Annotated in this window: 21 protein-coding genes; 19 read left to right on the top strand and 2 right to left on the bottom strand. The window is 45.7% G+C overall.

The window, feature by feature from the left end; genetic code table 11:
• Positions 1-478 precede the first annotated feature (478 nt).
• The 11 genes from DXA87_RS04035 to DXA87_RS04085 all read left to right on the top strand — a co-directional run bounded on the left by DXA87_RS04035 (position 479) and on the right by DXA87_RS04085 (position 13,092).
• On the top strand, positions 479-1,810 hold the full coding sequence (locus tag DXA87_RS04035; RefSeq protein WP_117503367.1) for a sodium-dependent transporter: 1,332 nt from the start codon (positions 479-481) through the stop codon (positions 1,808-1,810).
• 77 nt (positions 1,811-1,887) lie between these two features.
• A complete protein-coding gene (locus tag DXA87_RS04040; RefSeq protein ID WP_117503368.1) occupies positions 1,888-3,081 on the top strand; it encodes a Zn-dependent hydrolase in 1,194 nt (397 codons plus the stop codon).
• Between the two features lie 602 nt (positions 3,082-3,683).
• Positions 3,684-5,159, top strand: a complete 1,476-nt coding sequence (locus DXA87_RS04045; RefSeq protein WP_117503369.1) for an amino acid carrier protein — start codon at positions 3,684-3,686, stop codon at positions 5,157-5,159.
• Between the two features lie 203 nt (positions 5,160-5,362).
• On the top strand, positions 5,363-5,773 hold the full coding sequence (locus tag DXA87_RS04050) for a VOC family protein (RefSeq protein WP_158553016.1): 411 nt from the start codon (positions 5,363-5,365) through the stop codon (positions 5,771-5,773).
• Positions 5,774-6,042: 269 nt separating this feature from the next.
• Positions 6,043-7,326: an aminotransferase class I/II-fold pyridoxal phosphate-dependent enzyme gene (locus tag DXA87_RS04055; protein ID WP_117503371.1), complete on the top strand. Its 1,284-nt coding sequence runs from the start codon at positions 6,043-6,045 to the stop codon at positions 7,324-7,326.
• Complete coding sequence (locus DXA87_RS04060; protein ID WP_117503372.1) at positions 7,326-8,003, top strand: aspartate/glutamate racemase family protein; 678 nt, start codon at positions 7,326-7,328, stop codon at positions 8,001-8,003. The genes DXA87_RS04055 and DXA87_RS04060 overlap by 1 nt, the downstream gene beginning before the upstream one ends.
• 120 nt (positions 8,004-8,123) lie before the next feature.
• Positions 8,124-9,089: a D-2-hydroxyacid dehydrogenase gene (locus tag DXA87_RS04065; protein ID WP_117503373.1), complete on the top strand. Its 966-nt coding sequence runs from the start codon at positions 8,124-8,126 to the stop codon at positions 9,087-9,089.
• A gap of 44 nt (positions 9,090-9,133) precedes the next feature.
• Positions 9,134-10,573 carry an amidohydrolase family protein gene (locus DXA87_RS04070; protein WP_242998009.1) on the top strand — a complete coding sequence of 480 codons (1,440 nt, stop codon included), beginning with the start codon at positions 9,134-9,136 and terminating at the stop codon, positions 10,571-10,573.
• An 18-nt stretch (positions 10,574-10,591) separates the two neighbouring features.
• On the top strand, positions 10,592-11,779 hold the full coding sequence (locus DXA87_RS04075; RefSeq protein ID WP_117503432.1) for a M20 family metallo-hydrolase: 1,188 nt from the start codon (positions 10,592-10,594) through the stop codon (positions 11,777-11,779).
• An 80-nt stretch (positions 11,780-11,859) separates the two neighbouring features.
• Positions 11,860-12,630, top strand: a complete 771-nt coding sequence (locus tag DXA87_RS04080) for an IclR family transcriptional regulator (RefSeq protein ID WP_117503374.1) — start codon at positions 11,860-11,862, stop codon at positions 12,628-12,630.
• A 33-nt stretch (positions 12,631-12,663) separates the two neighbouring features.
• Positions 12,664-13,092 (top strand): RidA family protein, encoded by a 429-nt coding sequence (locus tag DXA87_RS04085; protein WP_117503375.1) that lies wholly within the window; start codon positions 12,664-12,666, stop codon positions 13,090-13,092.
• A gap of 72 nt (positions 13,093-13,164) precedes the next feature.
• On the opposite strand, the gene DXA87_RS04090 is transcribed toward DXA87_RS04085, so the two are convergent.
• Positions 13,165-14,052 carry a LysR family transcriptional regulator gene (locus tag DXA87_RS04090; RefSeq protein WP_117503376.1) on the bottom strand — a complete coding sequence of 296 codons (888 nt, stop codon included), beginning with the start codon at positions 14,050-14,052 and terminating at the stop codon, positions 13,165-13,167.
• A 178-nt stretch (positions 14,053-14,230) separates the two neighbouring features.
• Here DXA87_RS04090 and DXA87_RS04095 point away from each other — a divergent pair, with 178 nt between their 5' ends.
• On the top strand, positions 14,231-15,451 hold the full coding sequence (locus DXA87_RS04095; RefSeq protein ID WP_117503377.1) for a pyridoxal phosphate-dependent aminotransferase: 1,221 nt from the start codon (positions 14,231-14,233) through the stop codon (positions 15,449-15,451).
• A gap of 131 nt (positions 15,452-15,582) precedes the next feature.
• Here the strand turns inward: DXA87_RS04095 and DXA87_RS04100 are convergent, their stop codons facing one another.
• Positions 15,583-16,560 carry a LysR family transcriptional regulator gene (locus DXA87_RS04100; protein WP_117503378.1) on the bottom strand — a complete coding sequence of 326 codons (978 nt, stop codon included), beginning with the start codon at positions 16,558-16,560 and terminating at the stop codon, positions 15,583-15,585.
• Positions 16,561-16,926: 366 nt separating this feature from the next.
• On the opposite strand from DXA87_RS04100, the gene DXA87_RS04105 reads away from it, so the two are divergent.
• The 7 genes from DXA87_RS04105 (at position 16,927) to DXA87_RS04135 (ending at position 24,580) form a co-directional block, all read left to right on the top strand.
• The gene (locus tag DXA87_RS04105; protein WP_117470116.1) at positions 16,927-17,697 is read left to right on the top strand and encodes a sulfite exporter TauE/SafE family protein; all 771 of its coding nucleotides are present in this window, start codon (positions 16,927-16,929) and stop codon (positions 17,695-17,697) included.
• A 295-nt stretch (positions 17,698-17,992) separates the two neighbouring features.
• Positions 17,993-18,496, top strand: coding sequence for a transcription elongation factor GreA (gene greA / locus DXA87_RS04110; protein ID WP_117503379.1), 504 nt, complete (start codon positions 17,993-17,995; stop codon positions 18,494-18,496).
• A gap of 48 nt (positions 18,497-18,544) precedes the next feature.
• Positions 18,545-19,807 (top strand): 2-hydroxycarboxylate transporter family protein, encoded by a 1,263-nt coding sequence (locus DXA87_RS04115; RefSeq protein ID WP_117503380.1) that lies wholly within the window; start codon positions 18,545-18,547, stop codon positions 19,805-19,807.
• 134 nt (positions 19,808-19,941) lie between these two features.
• Positions 19,942-20,817 carry a LysR family transcriptional regulator gene (locus DXA87_RS04120; protein WP_117503381.1) on the top strand — a complete coding sequence of 292 codons (876 nt, stop codon included), beginning with the start codon at positions 19,942-19,944 and terminating at the stop codon, positions 20,815-20,817.
• A gap of 232 nt (positions 20,818-21,049) precedes the next feature.
• The gene (locus tag DXA87_RS04125) at positions 21,050-22,669 is read left to right on the top strand and encodes an ABC transporter substrate-binding protein (protein ID WP_117503382.1); all 1,620 of its coding nucleotides are present in this window, start codon (positions 21,050-21,052) and stop codon (positions 22,667-22,669) included.
• A gap of 83 nt (positions 22,670-22,752) precedes the next feature.
• Positions 22,753-23,706, top strand: a complete 954-nt coding sequence (locus DXA87_RS04130) for an ABC transporter permease (protein ID WP_117470108.1) — start codon at positions 22,753-22,755, stop codon at positions 23,704-23,706.
• The gene (locus DXA87_RS04135; RefSeq protein ID WP_117470107.1) at positions 23,699-24,580 is read left to right on the top strand and encodes an ABC transporter permease; all 882 of its coding nucleotides are present in this window, start codon (positions 23,699-23,701) and stop codon (positions 24,578-24,580) included. The genes DXA87_RS04130 and DXA87_RS04135 overlap by 8 nt, the downstream gene beginning before the upstream one ends.

Below are 24,580 nucleotides of genomic sequence, written 5' to 3' on the forward strand. Positions count from 1 at the left end.
GGGTCGCGGGTTCGAATCCCGTCTCGTGCTCTCAATGATACAAAAAAGGAGATATCCGTTGGATACCTCCTTTTTTGTATGTTCGAGCCCTGCCGGGTTCGAACGGTTCGAATGTCTATGTTCCACTCCGGTCGTCGCAGGCGAACGTCCCCCGGACGTTCTGCGACGTCTCGTGCTCTCAATGATACAAAAAAGAGACATCCGATGGATGGCTCTTTTTTTGTATGTTCAAGCCCTGCCGGGTTCGAACGGTTCGAATGTCTACGCTCCGCTGCGGTCGTCGCAACAATTTCAAATGCTTGTAAAACGTAGGATTGCATGGTATGATAAAATATGTTCGGAAATGCTGGCTGAATGTATCAGCAGAAATTGCCGACAGCACACGATAGAGTTCATGCATGAGGGTCACACGCTCAAGAAAGTTTAAACATGAATTATGAGAAAGGGGACATAGCTGTTCTAAGGCAGTTATAAGTGTATGGGAAAACATAGAGATGGCTTTAAGAGCCGGACAGGATTTGTGCTGGCCTGCATTGGGTCGGCTGTTGGTATGGGGAATATCTGGAGATTCCCATATATGGTTTCAGAATGGGGTGGAATGACGTTCCTGCTTCCATATGTTCTGTTTGTCATTTTGATCGCTTCTACCGGAGTGATCGAGGAAATGGCGCTTGGTCGCGCGGCAAAGAGCGGACCGATCAAAGCATTCGGTAAATGTACGGAGATCCGCACCGGAAATAAGCGGACAGGAGAGGTGATCGGTGTGATTCCGGTTATCGGATCCCTGGCATTGGCGATCGGATATAGCGTGGTCGTAGGATGGATCTTTAAATATACATTTTTTGCACTTTCCGGTGGTCTCTTCCACTTAGGGCAGGATGTAGCCGCGATCGAAGGCTTGTTTGGAGGTACAGCCGCCGCATTTGGAAATAATGTGTGGCAGGTGATCGCAATGCTTGTAACCGCGGTGATCATGGCATATGGAATTTCCGGCGGAATTGAGAAAGCGAATAAGATCATGATGCCGATGCTTTTTATCCTGTTTGTTGGGCTCGGCATATATATTTTTACACTTCCAGGTTCGGAACATGGATATCGTTATATTTTTACACTGGATCCCAAAGGGCTTTTTGATCCAAGACTCTGGATCTACGCGTTCGGCCAGGCATTCTTTTCGCTTTCCATCGCAGGAAATGGAACAGTCATTTACGGTTCTTATTTGAGCGAGGAAGAGGATGTGGTCAGATCAGCAAGAAATGTAGCATTTTTTGATACATTAGCGGCGCTTCTTGCGGCACTCGTCATTATACCGGGCATGGCAGTGGGAGGCGCAGAATTATCGTCAGGCGGACCGGGGCTGATGTTTATTTATCTGCTGAATGTGTTTAATGGCATGCCGGGCGGATGGTGTGTAGAGATAGTCTTTTATGTCTGTGTTTTGTTTGCAGGCTTAAGCTCTCTGGTAAATCTTTATGAGGCACCGGTAGAGATGATGCAGGAGCGGTTTGGGTTCAGGCGGAAAATTGCGGTTGCAGTGATCGCGCTGCTTGGCGGTATCATTTCCCTGATGATCCAGGGAATCGTTTCCGGATGGATGGATGCGGTCTCCATTTATATCTGTCCGCTTGGCGCGATGCTTGCCGCTATCATGTTTTTCTGGGTAGCCGGAAAGGATTTTGCGCTTACAGCAGTTAACAAAGGAACGAAAAAAACGATCGGCAGCTGGTTTATGCCGCTTGGAAAATATGTATTGGTTCCGGCTGCGCTTCTCGCACTTGTGGCGGGGGCGCTGCTTGGGGGAATTGGCTGATAAGAGATACTTTCATGTTTCGTTAGGAGAAATCTGAGGACGGCATGTGGAAAACTTAATGGAGGAGATGACTAAAAATGAGCAGATTAAACGAATTGCTCCAACAGGCGGGCAATATTGGACGGAACGAAGATGGTTCGATCACAAGACTGGGATTTTCAGAAAAATATTTTCAGGCGCTTGAGTTTTTAAAAGGACGCATGCAGGAGCTGGGAATGCAGGTGGAGACTGACCCGGTCGGAAATCTTCATGGCGTATTGCAGGGGAGTGACCCGGCAGCAAAATCCATCGTGCTCGGTTCTCACATGGATACAGTTATGCAGGGCGGTGTTTATGATGGAATGCTGGGTGTGACCGGTGCCCTGGAAGTTGCAGCCCGCTTAAAGGATGAAGGACGTACCCTGCGCCATCCATTGGAGATCTGGGGCTTTAATATGGAAGAGTCCAGTATTCTTGGCGGTACATTTGGAAGCAGATGCGTGACAGGGATGCTCGATCCGGATATTCCCGGATATGCGGAAAAATTAGCAAAGTTTGGCTGCAGTCCGGAAAAAGCAAAAGCAGCCAAGAGAGATATCAGCAAGTATGAGTGCTACCTGGAATATCATATCGAACAGGGCGATAAACTCGATCATACGGGAATAGATGTGGGAGTTGTCAGCGGAATCGTCAGCATCATCGACTATAAGGTAACGGCAAAAGGCATGAGCAACCATGCGGGCACAACGATGATGGCTAACAGAAAAGATGCGCTTGTCGGAATGGCAAAGCTGATCGTGGCAGCAGAAGAGCGGGTAAAAGAACTGAATGACACACTTGTATTCACGGTCGGAAAGATCTCTGTATCACCCGGACAGGAAAATGTAATTCCTGGACAGGCTGTGGCGAACTTTGAGATGCGCCATATGGACAAAGCTGTAACAGATCAGTTCTATGCAGATATTCAGGCACTTGCAAAAGAGATTCCGAACTGTGAGTTTGAATTTGTGAATACCGGTGCCAAATATTCCACACCGTGTGATCCGAGATTGATCAAACTGATCGACGATGTCTGCACGGAAAAGGGAATCAGCCATATCATCATGCCAAGTGGTGCAGGTCATGACGCGAATTCGATGGCCCACGAAGGTGTCCCGATCGGTATGATCTTTGTTCCGAGTGTCAAGGGCATCAGCCATCAGGGAGACGAATATACGAAACCGGAACATATCGATTTGGGGGCGGATGTTCTGTATCAGACGGTGTTAAAACTGGATGAAAATGGGGTTTAAGTTTTACAGATGAAAGAAAAATGAAAGGTGGCTATTCAGTAAAAAAGGAGACAGGAATTATAAAAGAACAGATGCGGCTACAATAACCAGAAAATAGAAGCAATAAAAACAAGTTTTTCCAATATGGATTGATAGACAGTGATTCATAGAAGGAAGAACTTGTTTTTTTTGCAATAGAAAATTCTGATGGGTTTTCGATTCTATAAAAGGCATTAACGTGCCGACAATATGCATTTGTGCGAATCTGTAGATTTCTGCAAACGACCGCGTGGAACATCCGGGCATGCCAGGACACGATCATTTTCGTAATCGTAAGAGACATCAGGTCAGGGAAGTGAAACGTGTGATTTGTGAAAAAAAGAGAATATTTATGTCAGATTACACATAGACGGAGAGGATTAATATTATTAATTGTGAAAAATAGCCATAAATACACCTCTTAAATCTACATATTAAAGTCAAACTTCTTATTGACAATAAATCCCTCTCTCGTTATACTGAAGACATAAGTTCATAATAAATGAAGACGTTCATATATTATGAATACGAGCTGCAGCGAGCAAAAAGGAAAAGGATGTTACAAGAGTTGAAAGGAGATTGGTATGGCTTTTTTAGAAGGGATCGTATCGTCAATCATTGAACTGTCAAATGTGATCGGAGGTTTGTTGTGGGGATGGTATACGCAGGCATTTCTGATTCTTGTGGGAGTTTATATGCTTGTGGGTACGAAGTTCTATGTATTCCGTAAATTTGGGTATATTATGAAAAATACTCTGGGAAAGATGTTCGAAAAGACAGAAAATAATACGGCCGGACTTACTTCTGTACAAGCAGTATTAGGTGCTTTGGCAGGAACAATCGGCATGGGAAATATCGCAGGAACCGCCTCTGCAATCTCGATTGGCGGACCTGGCGCTGTTTTCTGGATGTGGTTGTTTGCGTTTCTCGGAATGAGTGTTAAGACAGCGGAAGTAACACTTGCGGTGCATTATCGTGAGGTTGCGCCAGATGGTTCTTCTATTTATGGTGGACCGATGTACTATATGCGGAAGGCAATGAATGCAAAGGCATTATCTGTGGTTTTCACAATCGGTCTTATCTTAAACTGTGTATTTATGGCATCTACTATGCAGACACATACGATCATTGAGTCCGTAAACCGTGCGTACAATATCAACCCATATCTGATTGCAGCAGTATGTGTTGTTTTAGCTGCTTTAGCGGTTCTCGGCGGATTAAAATCAATCGGTAAAGTCTGTGAGATCATGGTTCCTGTCATGACAGTTGTTTGGTTTGCTATTGCAATCATTGTAATCGGTGGAAATATTGCAGATGTTCCACATGCTCTGGCATCCATCTTTATCAATGCGTTTACACCTACAAGCGCAGTCGGCGGTTTTGTTGGTGCTTCCATCGCGACAGCGATCCAGCAGGGAGCAGCACGAGGAACCGGTTCCAACGACGCAGGTGTCGGTGTGGCTCCGTGTATCCATGCAACAGCAGATGTAGAGCATCCGTTTAAGCAGGGCTTATGGGGAACTGCAGAGGTATTCATCGATACGATCGTTGTTTGTACAATGACAGCACTGATCATTTTAACACCTGAAGATGTATGGTGCAGCGGAGAATCCGGAGTGGCATTAACAATGGCTGCGGTAGAAACTGTAATTCCTGCATCGATCAGCAATGTTCTTGTAACGCTTTGTATTTTTGGTTTCTGTTTCTCAACAGTACTTTCTTTCTACATTTATTATGAGACAGCATGCGTGAGTCTATTTGGTGAAAAGGCTTTTAAAGTCCTCAAATGGTTATATTTCATATTCCCGCTTGTATTTGCAGGATATGCAAACGTAAATGCTTTATATGGCGGATTCGCAAATATCGGTTCCGGACTGTGTCTGCTTCCGAACCTGATCGCTCTTGTTGTTCTCGCAAAACCATTCTTTGGACTTGTAAAAGACTGGGAGAGTGGGGAACGTAAATATGATACGGCGATCACAGATAAAAATCATCATTATATTAAAATGTGCAAGAGCTATGAAGAAGAACTTGCAAGACAGGAACAGAGTGGAAAATAGTAGCTACTGTAAAAGAGACAGGAAAAAGTACAGAAGCTTGTCTGCCTGTCGGAAATAAATGGCAGAATAGCTAAGATGTAATTTCAAGCGGCGATTTTAGTGGCCAGAAGATTCCGGCTACCCGGAATTGCCGCTTTTTGTTTACAGTACCGTAATCGGGAAAATGAAAAAAGTATGTTCAGACGAGAAATATGGAGGTACATATGGCAATAGAGAATTGTGTAACATTTTTACCATGCAGCGATATAAAAAAAACAACTCATTTTTACCGTGATATTGTTGGGCTTCCGGTAGTTCAGGAACAGGCGGGGGGAATGTTGAAGATATTCGATACAGGGTACGGTTACTGGGGATTTTGTCAGTATGGTGACGGGCGATCGATTCCGTCCGGTGATGTGGGGGTATGTCTCTCTCTGAATTGCCATGATGAGGCAGATGTGGATCGTCAGTATGCACGGATGACAGAAAAGGGCTGTGTGATCAAGGAACCACCGAAACGGCAGGAAAAGTTTCCGGTCTATGCTTTTTTTACGAGAGACCCGGATGACTATAAAGTGGAATTCCAGAGAATCCAGCTGGAAGATCAGCAGCTTATGGGCGGGCGAAAAGAATAGAAAACAACAGTGCTTTTTTACATATCAGATAGAGAGAACATGTCTGAACAATTTGCATAAAGCTGAATAGAAAAAATGATTCTTTTTGTTGACATGCACTAATAAGTGTGCTATTGTATGAATATAAAATCATAATAATTGAATACATTCATATATAATGAATCAAAAAAGACAATAATGAATATATACAAAAAAGAATCCGCCAGTCGCGAATGGCGGTGTGGGTGAGACACAAAGAAACCGTGGGATAGAAAGAGGAGGAAAATCACATGAAAGCGAAAGACCTTACCATTAAACAGATCGAAGAAAAACTTGCAGAATTGAATAAGACCTATGATTCCTATAAGAGCCTGGGGCTGGATCTCAATATCAGCCGTGGACTTCCGGCCGATGAACAGCTGGATCTGAATCGTGAGATGTTCCATATTCTCGACAATTCCGACCATATCTCTGAAGAAGGAGCGGATATCAGAAACTATGGTGTCATGTACGGACTTGTGGAGTGCAGGAGATTATTTGCAAATCTTCTGGATCTTCCAATCGATAATGTGGTGATTGGTGGAAATTCCAGTTTTAACTTGATTTATGACGCATTTGCAAGAATTTATTGTTTCGGACTTCTCGGTGAGAAACCGTGGTCTCAGCAGACTGGCTTAAAGTGGTTATGTCCGGTTCCCGGATATGACTGCCACTTTAAGATTACAGAGGCCTTTGGATTTGAAATGATCCCGATCCCGATGGATGAAAATGGTCTGGATATGGATTTAGTGGAGAAACTTGCAGGTGAAGATCCTTCGATTAAAGGTATCTGGTGCGTTCCGCTTTACTCTAACCCGACCGGAGCAATCTATAGCGATGAGTGTGTAACCCGCCTTGCAAAGATGAAGACTGCAGCAAAGGATTTCCAGATCTTCTGGGATAACGCTTACTGTGTACACCATTTATATAAGAAACATACGCTCTTAAATATCTACAGAGAAGCCGAGAAGTATGGAACAACAGACCGTATCCTTTATTTCGCTTCCACAGCCAAAATTACATATCCGGGTTCTGCGGTATCCATCATTGCTTCCGGTGATAAAAATATCGCTGAGATCAAGGAGCGCCTGAAACTCCAGATCTTCAGCCATGATAAGATCAATCAGATGCGTCATGTGAAATACTTAAAATCTCCGCAGCATATTGCAGAGCACATGGAAGATGTTGCTGCGCTGATTCGTCCGAAATTTGACTATGTGGACGATACATTGAGAAATGATATTCCGTATGAGGATCTTCTTACCTGGTTCAAACCGGACGGTGGTTACTTTATTACCGTTGATACATATAAAGGATGCGCGGCGAGAGTCTTAAAACTCATGAACGATGTTGGCGTTATGGTAGCGCTTCCAGGTGCAACGTACCCGTATCATAAGGATCCGAATGATACAAATATCCGTCTTGCTCCGACACGTCCGTCTATGGAAGACTTAAAACAGACCATCCCGATGTTCTGTGTATGTGTACAGATCGCAGGACTCGAAAAAATCCTTGAAGAAAAGAGGAACGCTTAGTGAAAATCGTAGTGATCAATCCTAACAGCAGCGCGGCGATGACAGCAGACATCGCCGCTGCCGCGAAGAAATATGCGGGAGATCGGTTTGAGACAGTGACTGTACTGACACCGGGGGCACCGGAGTTCATCGATACATTTGAAGATGCTGCCAGAGCTCAGTCAGGAATGATGGAACTTGTAAGACAATACGAGGATGCCGATGCATTTATTGTGGCATGTGCCTGTGATCCGAATCTGAAGTTACTTCGTGAACTTACAGAAAAACCGGTGATCGGTGTCGGGGAGGCATCGATGATAACAGCAGCTATGCTCGGAAATTCTTTCTCGATTCTCCAGACAGACGCTTACTCTGTCCCGAACAAAAAGCACCTCGTAGAAGAATACCATATGGAACATGCGCTCGCCTCCATCCGTGTGGCAGAGGAGGACAGTGACCGTTACAGTCAGTATCTGAAAGCAGCCCAAAAGGCAATTAAAGAGGATCAGGCGGAAGTGATCATTCTTGGATGCGCAGGTCTTTGCGACCTGGCAGAAAAACTTTCCGGGGAACTCGGAGTGCCGGTATTAGACGGTGTTGTCTGCGGTCTGGCGATGGCGGAAGGAATCGTGAGAAACCATTACAAAACGAGCAAAGTGCGGTATTATAGTGGTGGAAAAGTTCCGGTACAGGGTTAGAAATTTTTTGAACTGTAACGAGAAACGTGCAGATTCAGAACGCGAATAAAAAATATATAAATAGGGAAAGGAAGTAACACCCCGTAGATAAGAGGGGACGGTTACCAGGGAATATAGATTATGGGTTACAAGTATGTCTGCAACGAATTATACGAATATCTGATCTCAGATGATATCAAAAAAGACATTCTGTTTTTAACGGATGATCAGTTCCGCGATGAGTCCATTGATCTCTCCGATGTGGAAGCAATGGTAGGACAGCCGTTTTTGATGCAGAAGAGTTTGTTAGACCGCATGCCAAAGTTAAAATGGCTTCAGGGAACCGGTGCAGGATATGATGCAGCTGACTGTGAAGAGATCAAGCGCAGAGGAATCACATTGACAAACAGCCGTGGCGTTATGAGCATGTCTATTGCTGAAGATGTGATCTTTAAGATGCTTTTTTATGCAAGAAAAGGCCGTGAGATCGAGATGGATAAAAAGAATCATCATTGGAATATGTTCGGACAGGATCAGTGGATGTGCATCTGCTATCAGGATCTCTACGGAAAGACGCTCGGTATTCTGGGCTTCGGTTCCATCGGACAGGAAATTGCGAAGAGAGCAAAGGCATTCGGTATGCGAATCGTAGCTTACGATGTAGCGGATCTTCCGGAGAGTGCCCTTTCTCTTCTTGATCATTATTATAAAGGCGGAGATGGTATTAATTCCGTACTTGAAGAGAGTGATTTTGTTTCCATCAACCTTCCGCTTCTCCCGGAAACCCGCCATATCATTAATGATGACGCATTTGCTCATATGAAACCGACTGCAATGCTTATGAATCTCGCGAGAGGCCCGATCGTGGATGAAGAGGCCCTTTACCGCGCATTAAAAGAAAAGAAGATCGCATGGGCAGCTTGCGATGTGTTTGAAAAAGAACCGCTTCCGAAAGAAAGCCCGCTCTGGGATCTTGATAATATGTTCATCACGGCGCATAAATCCGGAATGGGTGAGAGTTGGACGCTTCTGATCGGAAAACTGATCGTGCGTAACTTAAAGCACTTTATGGCAGGCGAGCAGCTCGAAAATGTGATCCGCCTTTAACATTGGGGAACAGTGAACCAAAATAGCGGAAAAGGAGACAGAATATGATGTTAGATCTTGCGGTTGTAAATGGACTTGTATTTCTGGAAGGCGGTTTCCGTCTTTCAGATGTTGGAATTAAAGATGGAAAATTTGCGATGATCACGGAGCCTGGATTTCTCCCGGAGGCAGCACGGACGATCGACGCGTCCGGAAAACATGTGATTCCAGGCGGCATTGATACTCATGTACATTATCGTGATCCGGGGCACTGGGAGAGAGAGACATTTGAAGTTGGAACCCGTGCAGCGGCAGCAGGCGGATGTACCACATTCTTTGAGCATCCGATTTCCATTCCGCCGCAGTGGAACGGAAAGATCTTAAAAGACAGGATCAGCATCTGCAAGGGTGAGGACAGCTCGGCAAACGACCGACACGAAAAAGGAAGCTGTGTGGACTTCTGTTTCTTCGGAGCAGCAGGCGGACAACATCCGGAGGCGATCGAGCCGTTGGCAGATGAGGGGATCGTTGCATATAAGACATTTTTGCATGACGCACCGGAGGGGCGAGACGCTGAGTTTGAAGGCTTGACAAGTGCCAATAATGACCAGTTATATCGCGTGCTCGAGGAAGTAAAGAAAACAGGACTTACGATTGCGGCACATGCGGAAGATAATGAACTTGTAACCGGTTTTATCAAACGTCTCCGTGAGCAGGGACGCCAGAACGAGAACATCGCACACTGCGAATCCAGACCTCCGATCGTTGAGATCGAGGCGATTTCCAAGATGTTAAAGTTTGGTAAAGATGTAGGATGCCCGATCGAGCTCGTTCATGTATCAACCTGGCAGGCCATGGAACTTGCAAAGCAGGCAAAGGCAGAGGGGCAGCCGGTTTATGTAGAAACCTGTCCGCACTATCTTCTTCTCGACGAGAGCTATGTAGAGAAATACGGTGCTTACGCGAAGTGTAATCCGGCTCTCAGAAAGAAAGAAGATGTAGAGAGACTCTGGGATTATGTTAAGGATGGCACCGTGGATTTCATCGGAAGTGACCACAGCCCGTTCCTGGTATCTGAGAAAGAAAAACTCGATAAAAATGGAAATAAGGATATTTTCCTGTCTCCGTCCGGATTTCCGGGAATCGACCTTCGTCTTCCGTTAATGGTGACAGAGGGCATGAAGCGTGGTGTCAGCCTTGAAAAGATCATCGAGCTCTTAAGTGTAAATCCGGCGAAGTGTTTCAATATCTTCCCACAGAAGGGAACGATCACTTCCGGTGCGGACGGCGATCTTGTTATCATTGATTTAAATAAAGAAGTTACATGCAGGGCAGAGGACAGCTATTCTCAGGCGAAGGGCATCATGAAAGTCTATGAGGACTGGAAGCTTGGCTGCAGCGTGGACTGCACGGTTGTCCGCGGACGTGTTGTTATGGAAAATGGTGTTGTTGATGAGAGTGCGTCCGGATGGGGAGAATTTGTACGTCCTGTCAGAAATCACTAAGAGACCGAGGTGGCAGATATGAATCAGGTAAATGAAATTCTCAGAGATATCGCAAGTTTTGGAAAAAATGAGGATGGATCCTACACAAGAACATGTTACAGTCCGGAATATTTTGAAGCTGCAACGGCGGTGGAAAAACAGATGAAGTCTCTCGGAATGAAAACAGAGTGGGATGCCGCCGGAAATATTCATGGAATTTTACCGGGAACACGGTCAGGTGCAAAAAGCATCCTGATCGGTTCCCACATGGATACCGTGCCACACGGAGGACTCTTTGACGGAGCTTACGGTGTTGCGTCTGGTCTTGCAGTAGTAAAACGCCTTGTGGATGAGGGAAAAAAGCTGGAACATCCGATTGAAATCTATGGCTTTAACGCAGAGGAATCCAATCCGATTGGAGGTACGTTTGGAAGCAGAGCAGTTACAGGTCTGGTGGATCCAAAACAGCTGGGACTTGGAGACGCACTGGCTGTTTACGGGCATACGGTGGACGAAATTATGGGATGCCAGAGGGAATTTTCTGATGTGAAGTGCTATCTGGAGGCCCATATTGAACAGGGAGACTATCTGGACAATGAGGGACTCGATATCGGTGTTGTAAGTGGTATCGTGAGTGTGATCCGTTATGTTGTGACAGCGAGTGGTCAGAGCAACCATGCTGGAACGACCATGATGAAAAAGAGAAGAGATGCCATGGTTGCCATGGCAAAACTCATTGTGGAGTCAGACAAGGCGTGCCGGGAGATTGATGATAAACTTGTACTTACCGTTGGAACGATTACCTGTGATCCGGGATCTGAAAATGTGATTCCGGGACGTGTACAGTGCATATTTGAGATGCGCCACATGGAAACGGAAAAGACCGATGAGCTGATCAAAAGGATACGTGAGATTGCGGCGGGAATCGATACGGTCGAATTTACGATCACCAATAAGATCAATAAAGGTTCCGTCCAGTGTGATTCACACCTGATGGATGTGATCGGACAGGCAGCGGAAACGTGTATGACAAAGCATGTAGTCATGCCGAGTGGCGCTGGTCACGACGCAAATCCAATGGCTCATAAAGTTCCGTCTGCAATGATTTTTGTACCAAGCAAAGGTGGATTAAGCCACTGCAAAGAAGAGTGGACAGATCCGGAATACCTGGAAAAAGGTGCAGACGTTCTTTATGAAACCGTTCTCAGACTTGACACTGAGGGTTAAAAGAATTGCTTTTTTAAAACAGGGCTGATATACTGGGAATATGTATATTATCCGGACAGACCCGGCATCAGGAGGAAATTATGGAAGAAAAGCATCCCCAGTATATCAACTCAATTATCAGGGCAGTCAAGATTTTGGAACTGTATGGAAAATTGAATACCCAGTATCTGGGAATTGCGGAGATCAGCAATGAGCTGAAGTTGCAGCGGACAACGACCTTTAATATCGTAAAAACACTTCTTCATGAAGGATGGCTGGTGCAGGATTCTCCGAATGGAAAATACCGTCTGGGAACGAGAATCCTACAGGTTTCCGCTATGGTGACCAGAAATATTTCCACGGAAGATATGATTCTGGAAGAAATGCATCGGTTGAGAGACATGTACAACGAGGATGTGGTTCTCACGAAGATGATAGACGGGATTCCGGTCTGTGTGGAAAAAGTTCAGTCTTCCAATGTGCTTCGGATCGAATCGAAGGTGGGAAGAGCCGGAAATCTCTTAAAGGGATCTACCGGAAAGACGCTATTTGCATGGCAGCCGGAGAAATTTATCAATTCTGTTCTGGATGTTGGGTTCGCTGACTCACCGAAAGGAACAGAAGAGAAGGAATCACTTCGAGCAGAGCTGCAGAAAATTCGGGAACAGGGGTTTTGTGTCTCCATTTCCGAGCAAAACGAGGGAGTAGCATCTGTTTCTGTTCCCATTCGGGATAAAAGTGGATATGCGGTCTATTCACTCGCTGTAATCGGGGAAGAAAAACGTGTAAAACAGAAGAATATGGAAGAGATTGCAAAAGTGCTTATGGATTCTGCAAGAGGCCTTGAGGGCGCCAGAAGCCAGACAGAGTAAGTGAAAATTTAGAGAATACGGGGGTATTTTATTATGGCAAAAGAAGCAAATCCGATTCCGCAGGGAAAGTATGTACCGGCAACGAGATTTGGTAATCTGATCTTTACAGCAGGTATGACACCAAGAAATAATGGTGTTCTGATCAGGACAGGAAAAGTAAAAGCATCTGATGATATTGCTGATTATAAGGAAGCTGTTGTACAGGCTGCGAAGAATGCGCTTACAGCTGTAAAAAATAAGCTGGAAGAGGGCGAGAAAATCGTACAGATCATGCAGATTACAGTTTATGTAAACTCTGAGCCGGATTTTACAAAGCAGCCGAAGATCGCGGATTTCGCGTCTGAGTATTTCTGCGAGGAGCTTGGGGAATCCGGTGTTGGAAGCCGCGCAGCTGTCGGTGTTGCGGTTCTTCCGGGAGAAGCTCCGGTGGAGATCGCGATCATTGCGGGGGTAGGCAAGTAAAATAAAATAAATCAAAAGACCACTGAAGGGTAAAATTCTGTTCAGTGGTCTTTTTTTATGGTGCATACATGTTTATAGCGATACGTCCTCCAGCTTTCGGACATATTCCTTAAATTCCTGCTCAAACTGTCTGACAAGCTCCTGCTTTTGTGAGTGCGGTTCTTTCAGCTTGAGAAGATAGCAGATTCGTGGAGGCGGTTCCGGAGTGATCCTTGAGAGCTTCAGGTCCGGATCATGGAAGTTCTTGAAAATACATGCCGGAATGATACAAAAAGAATCCGGGATACGAAGTAATTCCGGGAGTAATTCTGTTGTGTCCGTGACCATCAGTGGGAGTTCCAGAGGATTCATCTGGTTTTCGTGCCATTCGACGAAATTTGTTCCCCAGTCGAAATAGATTTCATGGGCTCGTTTTAAGGTCTTCGCATCGATGAAATCAGGATAGCTGGAGACACTCCGGCTGCTTACGAGATACAGGGATTCCTGAAAGATCGGGACGGCCTCTACCGCTTTCGAGTAGAATACCCGCGGCGTGATCCCGATATCTGTCTCCCGATTTTCCAGCATGGAAATAATCCGGTCAGTCCAGTGAGTCGCAAGAGTGATGGAGAGCTTTCCTTTTCCGAGAAGTTCCCGGTAAAAGCCCTTCACATAGTCGGTGAGACTGATGACGGAGGCGACCCGCAGAACTTCTGTCACATCGCCGCGGCTCCAGTCCTGGATCTGGCGGTTTAATTCCTGATGGCGTTTGGCGAATTCAACAAATTCTTCCCCTTTTTGCGTCAACAGGATTCCTTTTTGTCCGGGACTTCTCTCAATCAATTTGACGTTCAGCTCTTTTTCCAGGCTGATCAGACGGTTGCTCACCGCGGACTGGGAGATAAACATATTTTCCGCTGTCTTTGTCAGACTATGGGTCTTTACTATATTTAAGTAGGTCTCCAAAACTTCGTCATTCATAGGTGATCCATCCTTTTAAACATCTGTTTTGCATATATTATACATCTGATTTATCCATTTTACAATATAAGTGTTCTGTGTTATTGTATAGATACAAAGAGAAAGGTAATTCTTACAGAATACAATTGAAGCACACACGCATGATCCTGACAGAAATTCATAAAAGGAGAGGTAGATTATGGACTATTTAGCAGAAAAATTCGCCAGACTTGGCACAGACAACGCACCGGGTCAGGAGGGACTTCAGAAAGCGGAAGAGCTCCCGATGATCGGTGGGAAAATTGAGGGACCGGCAGTAGATTTCTCCCACGGTGATGTAAATGCGCATCAGCCGATCCCGGGAAGCCTTGAGACCTTCGTAAAACACTACTGTGTCGATGGTACATTTCAGGCATACACGGAATACAGAGGTAAAGGTGCGATCCGTGAATATCTTGCGGAGAAACTTGCAGAATATAGTGGAGCTCCGGTTGATCCGAAAACAGAGATCATTCTTACACCGGGTACACAGGGAGCACTTTTTCTGGCAATGGGTTCTTTAGTCGGCAGAGGCGACAAGGTTGCCATCGTAGAGCCGGATTATTTCGACAACCGCAAACTTGTTGAATTCTTTGAGGGTGAGATGGTTCCGATCCACATGAACTGGAAGGACGCAGCACCGCACACATCCGGTATCGACTTAAAGGAACTGGAAGAGGCTTTCAAGAACGGTGTAAAACTGTTCCTCTACTCCAATCCGAACAACCCGACCGGCGCGGTTTTCTCAAAAGAAGAGGTTTCTGAGATCGCCAGACTTGCAAAGAAATACGATGTTGCGATCTTGGCAGACGAACTTTACAGCCGCCAGATCCTTGAAAAAGATTTCACTTACACACATATGCGTTCACTTCCGGAGAAGCCGGATAAGCTGATCACCATCATGGGACCGTCAAAAACAGAGTCCTTAAGCGGTTTCCGTCTCGGAGTCGGCTACGGTACCCCAGAGATCATCACACGCATGGAGAAATTACAGGCAGTTGTTTCCTTGCGATGCGCAGGTTATAATCAGGCGGCCTTCTACAGATGGTTTTCTGAGCCGGAAGGATGGATGGAGAAACGTATCGCTGACCATAGACAGATCCGTGATGATATCCTGAAAGTGATCAACAGCTGTCCGGGATGTTGGGCACGTCCGACAGAGGGTGGAAGCTATATCTTCATGCAGCTTCCGAAATTAAAAGTGGATATCTTCCAGTTTACAAAACTCTGCCGCGCACAGGCAAGTGTTACCGTGACTCCGGGTACCGAGTTCGGTAAGCAGTACAGCGACTTCATCCGCATGAATTTCTCTCAGGATCATGATAGGGCTGTTGACGCTGTTAAGAGAATCTGCGAGATGGTAGACCGTTACCGCGTATAAAACTTTTAGCCACAAAAGTTTTCTTTTCGGTTGAACTTGTTTTTACCATAAAAATCCTTCTTGAAAACGAAAAACATCTTTCCATACAGTGGTTACCCCCTAAATGTATGGAAAGGTGTTTTTGCTGCGTGTCAGGAAAATGAATCTTTTGCGAACATCTCCACCGCCAGCTTCGTAAATTCCTCCATAGCCTTTGATACATATCTCTTTTTCTTCCACATAACAGCGATGTCACGGCTTACATCATCGGAGTCTAGTTTGTAAAAAACGACAGGTTCATCGTGGTTGGACATGCGGACAACGGTGTCAGACAGGAGCGTGACGCCGAGACCGGCACCGCAGGAGCGGTAGGCGGTGGCGAGCTGATCTAACTGCAGGCGGATATTTGGGGCAAAGCCATTTTGGGAACAGAGCTTCACGGCGCGTTCGTAGGCAATGGTCTCCGGGCGAAGCAGCAGGAATGGGGCCTTTGCGAAGGAAGAGAGGGAGACGGAAGGCGCAGCCGGATCTAAATGAACACCGCGGCGGATCTCATCGGCGGTGAATGCCGCAGGAAGAAGGTCTTTTTTTATTCCCATAGAGGCAAAGAAATTTGGAGCATCTGGGACAGCGAGGAGAAAGTGGTCTTCGAAGAGGATAACAGAGTTGAAGGTGTCACCCTGCTGGTCCACCGGATCCACGAGGATATCGAGCGCCTCATTCGCGAGACGCTTTTGTAATTCAAGAGATGGCGCTTCCTGAACGTCCAGAGAGATTCCGGGATAGCGGCGGCTGTATTCGGCAACGACCGGGAGAACGATGCTGGAGAGGAAAAAGCTGGAGGCACCGATCCTCAGAGCACCTGTTTTGAGGTTGGAAAGGTCGTTGCAGTAGATCTTCAGATCATCTTCGATGCGGTGGAGTTTCTCCACGGCATCGATGTAGGCGCGGCCTGCGTCAGTTAAAAGAAGATGGGAGGAAGAACGCTCAAAGATGGGCTGGCCTAACTCCTGTTCTTCTTTTTTTACTGCGATGCTGATAGCGGGCTGGGTGATATAGAGATTCCTTGCCGCGGCGGAGAAGCTGCCGCAGCGGTAAATTTCGTAGATGTAGTCTTTTGACTGGAACATTTTTTCTCCTTCATATAAATATCATTAATGAAAAATATCAATATTATAAATTTGATTATATATGAGATCCATGGTATATTCAAGATGATCATGGGAGGAAATAAAAATTACTGTACACGTGTAGGAATTTTCTGAACTGAAAATTCCGTACAATACAGTGGTGGTAGTGGATTTTGCTGATTCGGAATGCGAAGCATCGGCAAAATCAGTTACTGTTTGCGCAAGGTGTGAACAGTAAAAGGATTTATGTGCCGGGAAGATAGCTTTTGACGGATCAAAATAACAGCAAATACGAACAGCAGCACAGTGGAAACAGTTTCCCGGAGATGATGAAAGAACGCGGGCTGTGCAAAAAGGGAGAAGGAAATGAGTTACTTAAAAACATTGCTTATCATCTGCCCGATCTTCTTTATTTCGGGTATCATTGATTCTATAGGCGGAGGCGGAGGATTGATCGCGTTGCCGACATACTTAATGATCGGATTGCCGGTCCGCTCGGCTTACGGCTGCAACAAGCTGCAGGCAGGTCTTGGAAACCTGGTCTCGGCGATCAAGTATTTTAAAAACAACATGGTCGATCTGAGGATCGCACTGGTCTCAGCTATCACGGCGATGACGGGGGCATGGATCGGAACAAAGATCATCTTTCTCCTTCCGGAGGAGAGCATCCAGAAGGCCATCACGGTGGCACTTCCGGTGATCGCTCTCATTATGGTTCTCAGAAAGACAGACGCGAGAAACGTGATCATGAGAAGCGAGATCTCGAAAAAAACAGTTGTTCAGGCCCTGATCGTCGGCGTGATCATGGGATTTTACAACAGTCTTTTCGGACCGGGGATCGGTACCGTAGCGATCATCGCATTTACGATGATCATGCACTATGATGCGAGATGTGCGTCCGGTAACGGTAAGGTCCTCATTGTACTTACGAATGCCATTGCCCTTGTAAGCTATGTGAAAACGGGAAATGTCGCTTACGAGATCGCTTGTCCGGCAGCAATCTGTGCCATTGCAGGAAACCTCGTCGGCGTCAATCTGGCGATCAGGAAGGGCGAGAAGATCATCAAACCGGTGATGTTAGTCGTAGTAATCCTCACTGTGATCAAATTTGCCTGGCAGAATCATCTGTGGGGTTAAATGCAAAAAATTCAATAAGGTTTACCTGTTTTGTTTACCCATATAAAAGGGCTGGTCTTGCTGTGGACTGGCTCTTTTTATGTAACAGGAAATTCCGTGGAATTCCCTGTTACACAAAAGGCACGAACGTGCCAAGGATGCGCATAGGGGAAGACTGCCGGTTACTGTTTGCGCAAGGCGTGAGCAGTAACTGCTGATGGTATATTTGCAGAGGCCGGATTCCTCAGGGCTTGTTTTTAAGGCAGGAATGAGATAAGATAGTGTTAAAAGAATTCAGGAAAGAAGTGGAAAAACTATGTATGATGAGTTAACAAAAAATGATATAAAGAAGATGGAAGAGGAGATCGAATACCGGAAACTTGTGGTCCGGAAAGAGGCGATCGAGGCGGTAAAAGAGGCGAGAGCCCAGGGCGACTTAAGTGAAAATTTTGAATATTATGCAGCGAAGAAGGACAAGAACAAGAATGAAAGCCGGATCCGATATCTGGAGAGAATGATCCGGACGGCGAAGGTGGTATCGGATGAGTCGAAGGATGACGAAGTAGGTCTTTACAATACGGTGGATGTATATTTTGAGGATGACGATGAGACGGAGACTTACAAGATCGTGACGACGATCCGCGGAAATTCTTTAAAAGGGCTGATCAGCTCCGAATCACCGCTTGGCAGAGCACTCTTAGGCCATAAAGTCGGCGATCGGGTGCATGTGCAGGTGAATGATAAGGCCGGATATGATGTGATCATCAAACGGCTGGAAAAGACGGTAGATGATGGAAGCGACGCGATCCGGAGTTTTTAAAAAAGACATTTTAAAGAAGACATTTTAAAGAAGACAGAGAGGTTGAGCATGAAGGATTTTAAAGTGGCGGGGGTTCCGCTGCCATTGTATGTCCTCATTCTGGCACTGACGGCGGCATGCATGTTTACGGGCTGTGTCCCGAAGAGTCTGGTTCCGGCGTTTTTGGTGTTGATGGTATTCGGTGAGGGCTTAAATGCGATTGGAAATAACGTACCGGTGGTGAAGACATATCTCGGAGGATCTGTGATCTGTATTCTTGGTTCTGCGATCCTCACGGCAGGCGGACTGATTCCTGAGCAGACGCTTGAGACGCTCGATTATTTTGTCAATGACAGTGGCTTCCTGATCTTTTATATTGCGGCGCTGATCTGCGGCAGTCTCTTTAATATTGACCGGAATCTTCTGCTCAGGGCTACCGTGAAGCTTCTGCCGGTGGCGGTGATCTCTCTTTCTATGGGAATTCTGCTTTCAGGAATTATGGGGATCATCCTTGGGGAAGGTTTCTGGGGCGGGATCCTCTATATCGGAGTGCCTATGACCAGCGGCGGAATGACAGCGGGTACAGTTCCTCTTTCGGCCATGTACTCTCAGGCGCTCGGTGTGGAAGCAGCGGATGTGCTGACAAAGATGGCACCGGCCACGGTACTTGGAAACTGTGTGGCGATCATTTTTGGCGGTCTTTTGAACAACTTCGGGAAAAAACACCCGGAGACCACCGGAAACGGTGTATTGGTGAATGATGGAAAAACGGTGAAAAAGACACCGCCATTGAAGCCAACATTTGCGTCTTTGTGTACCGGGATGATCATTGCATTTGCCTTTTATCAGCTTGGCGCGATTTTACACAGATTTGTTCCTGTGATCCCGACGTATGCGTGGATGATCATTGCAGTCGTGCTTGTGAAGGGAACCGGCATTATGTCTGAAGAGCTGGAGGATGCGGCAAGAGAGTGGGGGCAGTTTGCCATTAAGAGCTGGACGGCGGCGGCACTTGCGGGGATCGGTTTTACCCTGATCGATCTGAATACAATTTTAAAGACTCTGACACCGTTATATCTGATCACGGTGGTACTCATCGTGGGGATCATCACGCTTACAGCGTCAGTTCTTGGAAAGCTTGTCGGCTTTTTTCCACTGGAATCTGCCATCGCAGCGGGGATGTGTACAACAAATATGGGCGGTTCCGGCAATGTAGCTGTTTTGAGCAGTGCGCATAGAATGGAGCTTTTGCCATTTGCGCAGATCGTTACAAGATCCTGCGGAGCGCTGATGCTGACGATTGGAGGAATATTAGTGCAGATGGTGGGGTAGGACCTGGATTCTGTATTGTGAGCAGCAGGCTTTTGCACCTGCTGCGCTTGTTTTAGTAAAGTATGGGATTTTTGCCCGTAACTGTGAGGCACTGAACAGTTACATTATGCATTACAAACGGAGGAGTGGCAAAGATGGAACTATATCAGCTTCGATATTTTGCATATGCTGCGAAATATGAAAATATCACGATGGCGGCGAAGGAATTGAATGTATCCCAGCCTTCCATCAGTAAGGCGATCCAATCGCTGGAGCGCGAATTAAAAACAGAGTTGCTTCGGAAAAACGGAAGATCCTGTGTGCTTACCCGTGATGGGTATTTATTGCAGGAAAGGGTAGTTCCTTTGCTTGAGGAAATAGAACATCTTCCGTTGGAATTCCGCAATAGACAGAAGAAAAAACTGATCCGTTTGAACGTTCTGACCGCAGGACTGCTTGTTCCGGAATTGATTCGCGAATTTCGGGAGGAAAATCCGGACGTTTTTTTTCAGGTATTAGATCGCAGAGAGGCAACCAAATGGGATGTCTGCATTCGAAGTACACTGCCGCAGTATGTGTTCAGAAATGCGGTAAAATTGATGGAAGAACCATTGTATCTCGCGTTTCATAAAGATTCGTGGTTGAGAAATATGGAAAAAGTCAGGTTGTCGGATATCAGGAATGAACAATTTGTTATGCTGAGAAGCGGAGGAAGTATCCGGACGATTTCAGAAGCAATCTTCGAAAAAGAAGGGATTATTCCGGATATTGCATTTGAATGTGATAACGTTCATGTTTTGAGACGCATGGTACAGGAAGGGGTGGGGATCACCATCTGGCCAAAGTATTCCTGGAGAGATCACCTGAGAAGCGAGACAGATTTTGCAAATGTCTGTTATCGGCCGATCGATAACAACGAATTCAAACGATCCCTGTATCTGATCCTGCAGGAAGATCTGAAAATGACAGAAGAATTGGAGAAATTCTGCAAATACACGGAAAAATATTTCAACAGTATCAAAGAAGAATAAATAAAATTGTGCCAAAGTCATTCGAAATAAGAATGTAAGTCATTCGTGAATAATATTTGTATAATATATATAATTATTATATAATTGACCTATAAAAGAAAGCGCATCTTTTTAAGAATCAGCCATATGAATCTATGGTGAAGGCCGGAGAGACCTTCTTAAAAAGGAGCGCTTTTGTCGTGTTTATATCATTTTTGTTACCAGTAGTTGTTGATTACAAAAGGAGGAAATCATGAAAAAAAGCTTTTATCGTATTACGGCAGCGGCGCTTATGACAACGATGCTTGCAGCAAGCGTAGTCGGATGTTCAAAATCGTCATCCGGTGGTTCGGCTGCGACAGCGGGAACCGAGACAGCTGATCCGGGAAAGCAGACAACAGGAACGGCAGATGCGTCAGGTGATCTGAATCCCCTGACTCCGCCGGAAGGTGTTCAATTAAAAGAAGATCTCGCGATGGGATTGAAATCAAAACATACAACGATCGATACTATGGAAGCAAGTAACACGCAGCATAACTATATGTTTCGAATGGTGCATGATACACTGGTTCACTTTAACAATACGACAAATGAGCTGGAACCGCAGCTTGCGACAGAGTGGAGCACCGACGATGGCGGAAAGACATATATCTTTAAATTGAGAGATGGCGTAAAATTCCACAACGGTGAAACGTTAAAAGCATCTGATGTTGTATTTACATTTAACAGAATGCAGGGAACAACATCCAGCAACAACTTATATACAAAACTGGAATCGGTTGAGGCAGTCGATGATATGACAGTAAAGATCGTTCTTCTCAAACCGAACCTTGACTGGCCATATATGATGACGATACCGACTACATCGATCCTCAGTGAAAAAGCAGTTACCGATGATCCGACAGAAGGAACAGGAATCGGAACAGGTCCATGGCAGATCGATTCCTATGAATTTGGAAACTATACGAAGCTCGTTGCATTTGAGGACAGCTGGAGAGGTGCTCCGAACGCGAAGACTTTCACATTCCGCTATATTCCGGAAGATTCTGCCCGTCTGATCGCATTACAGAACGGGGAAGTTGATATCTGTATGGAGCCGGCAACGATCGAGCTTGGAACGATTGAGGATGATCCGAATCTGGATCTGATCAGTTATGACGGCGGATCTCTTTCCTACTTTGCGTTTAATACACAGAAGTCCCCGGCAGACAATGAAGATCTTCGAAAAGCAGTTGCATACGGAATTGACGTTGACAGCATTATCGCTGTAGCAGCAGAGGGACGTGGAAAGAAAGCAACCTCTTTCTGGGGCTGGAATGAATATGGATTTTATGACTGTGGCGGTTATGAGTACAATCCGGATAAAGCAAAAGAGTATCTGGCAAAGGCATATCCGAACGGCGGCGCAACACTTGATGTTACTGTAAGCGGAGCAGAGAGAAAGACAATTGCGGAGATGGTACAGAGCCAGCTTAAGGAGATCGGAATCGCGATCAATATTGTAGAGCTCGACTCCGCAGGCCTCAGCACAAGTACAACAAAGGGTGAACATCAGTCCTGTATCTACGGTATGGGATTCAATATCTTCGGTGATGATGCAAGAAGAATCCTTCAGCCGGGTTCTGCAGTAAACAAAGCACACTACGATGATCCGGAAGTCATGGAGCTTCTTGACAAGGCTGTTGCAGAAACAGATGAGGCAAAGAGAAAAGAGTATTATAAAGAGATTCAGGAAAATGTTCATGAGCATGTTCCGTATATTCCACTTTACTATGCAGATGGTTTTATCGGTGTGAAAAAGGGAACCGGAGGAATCGATATTTATCCGACTTTCCATCACGATTACTCTAAAGTTTTTGTACCGGCAAACTAAATGTAGGAATCTTATCAGCGGACCGCTATTGCGGTCCGCAACTAATATGAGTCAGAATACGAAAGAAAGCAAAGGAGGATCCTATGCATCGTTATATTATAAAGCGATTACTCATGATGATTCCGGTTATCATCGGCGTCTCATTTCTTGTGTTTTTTATCATGGATCTGGCACCCGGAGATGCGGTAGATCTTATGGCACCGGAGGGTGCGACCACTGAGGAGCTCGCGGAGATCCGTCATGATCTTGGACTTGATAAGCCAGTGGTTCTGCGCTATGCAGATTATATGATCGGAATGCTCCATGGTGATATGGGCGTTTCTTATGTATCAAAGACCGATGTGTTTTCCACATATGTAGAAAAACTTCCGGCAACGATTAAACTTTCTTTTGCATCTATTCTTGTTTCAATCCTTTTATCAGTTCCTCTGGGTATTTATTCTGCGACAAAGCAGGGAAGTATTCAGGATAATATTAGTATGATTCTGGCGATGCTTGGACTATCGATGCCAAACTTCTGGCTTGGCCTTCTGCTGATCATCGCATTTTCCCTCAATCTTCATTGGTTCCCATCGGGCGGTGATCAGACGCTGTCGTCGATCGTACTTCCGGCTGTCACGATCGGTACAGGTCTGATGGCAACACTGACCAGAACGACAAGATCGTCAATGTTGGATGTCCTGAAGCAGGAGTATTTAAGAACTGCCAGGGCAAAGGGAATCTCGGAAAAAACAGTCATTATGTCTCATGCGCTCCGAAATGCTTTGATCCCGATCATTACGATCATGGGAACACAGTTAGCGGGAGTACTTGGAGGAAGTGTCCTGACAGAAACTGTATTTGCATGGCCGGGAGTCGGTCGTCTGATCGTCGATTCACTAAACATGAGAGATACTCCGTTGGTAACCGGCAGCATTATTATGACGACAATTCTTGTAAGTATTGTTTTACTTATCGTTGACCTTTTATATGCAGCGGTGGATCCACGGATCAAGGCACAGTATGCAACCGTAAAAAGGAGGAAAAAGAATGGCTAAAACGGTAAAAAACGCTCCGAGAAAAGCAAGAAGCCAGATGGCTGAGGTACTGCATCAGTTCCGGAAAAATAAAGGTGCGATGCTTGGCGGTATGCTCGTCCTTGTTATTATATTTATTGCTGTTTTTGCAGATTTCCTTCTTGATTACGATACACAGGTAATTGGCCAGAATCTTGCGGAACGTCTTCAGAGCCCAAATGCGAATCACTGGTTTGGAACAGATGAACTTGGGCGTGATATTTTCTGCAGAATCCTGTACGGAACAAGATTTTCATGTTCAGTAGGACTGGTTGCCGTGACGATCGGTCTTGTTATCGGCGTAACGCTGGGAGCTATCGCAGGTTTCTTCGGAGGCTGGCTGGAAGAATTGATCATGCGCTGTACCGATATTCTCGGAGCAGTTCCGAATATGCTTATGGCGATCGTTATCGTTTCCGTACTTGGACAGAGTATCTGGAACCTGATGCTTGCGGTTGGAATTACGAGTGTTCCCCAGTTTGTACGAATTACAAGAGCGGCTGTCCTTACTGTCCGGAACCAGGAATACGTGGAAGCATCGAAGGCAATTGGACTTAACAACCGAAAGATCATATTTAAACATATTCTTCCGAACTGCCTGTCTCCGATTATTGTTCAGGCAACGCTCCGGGTAGCATCCGCGATCATTTCTGCATCAAGCCTTAGTTTCCTGGGTCTTGGTGTTCCGGCTCCGTCTCCGGAGTGGGGAGCTCTTTTATCAGGAGGAAGAAAATATATCCGTGACTATTCTTATATGACATTGTTCCCGGGACTTGCGATCATGATTACGGTACTTGCACTGAATCTGATGGGTGATGGCCTTCGCGATGCCCTTGATCCAAAATTAAAGAAATAG

The organism is Desulfotomaculum sp. OF05-3, from assembly GCF_003435535.1.
Classification (GTDB): domain Bacteria; phylum Bacillota; class Clostridia; order Lachnospirales; family Lachnospiraceae; genus Pilosibacter; species Pilosibacter fragilis.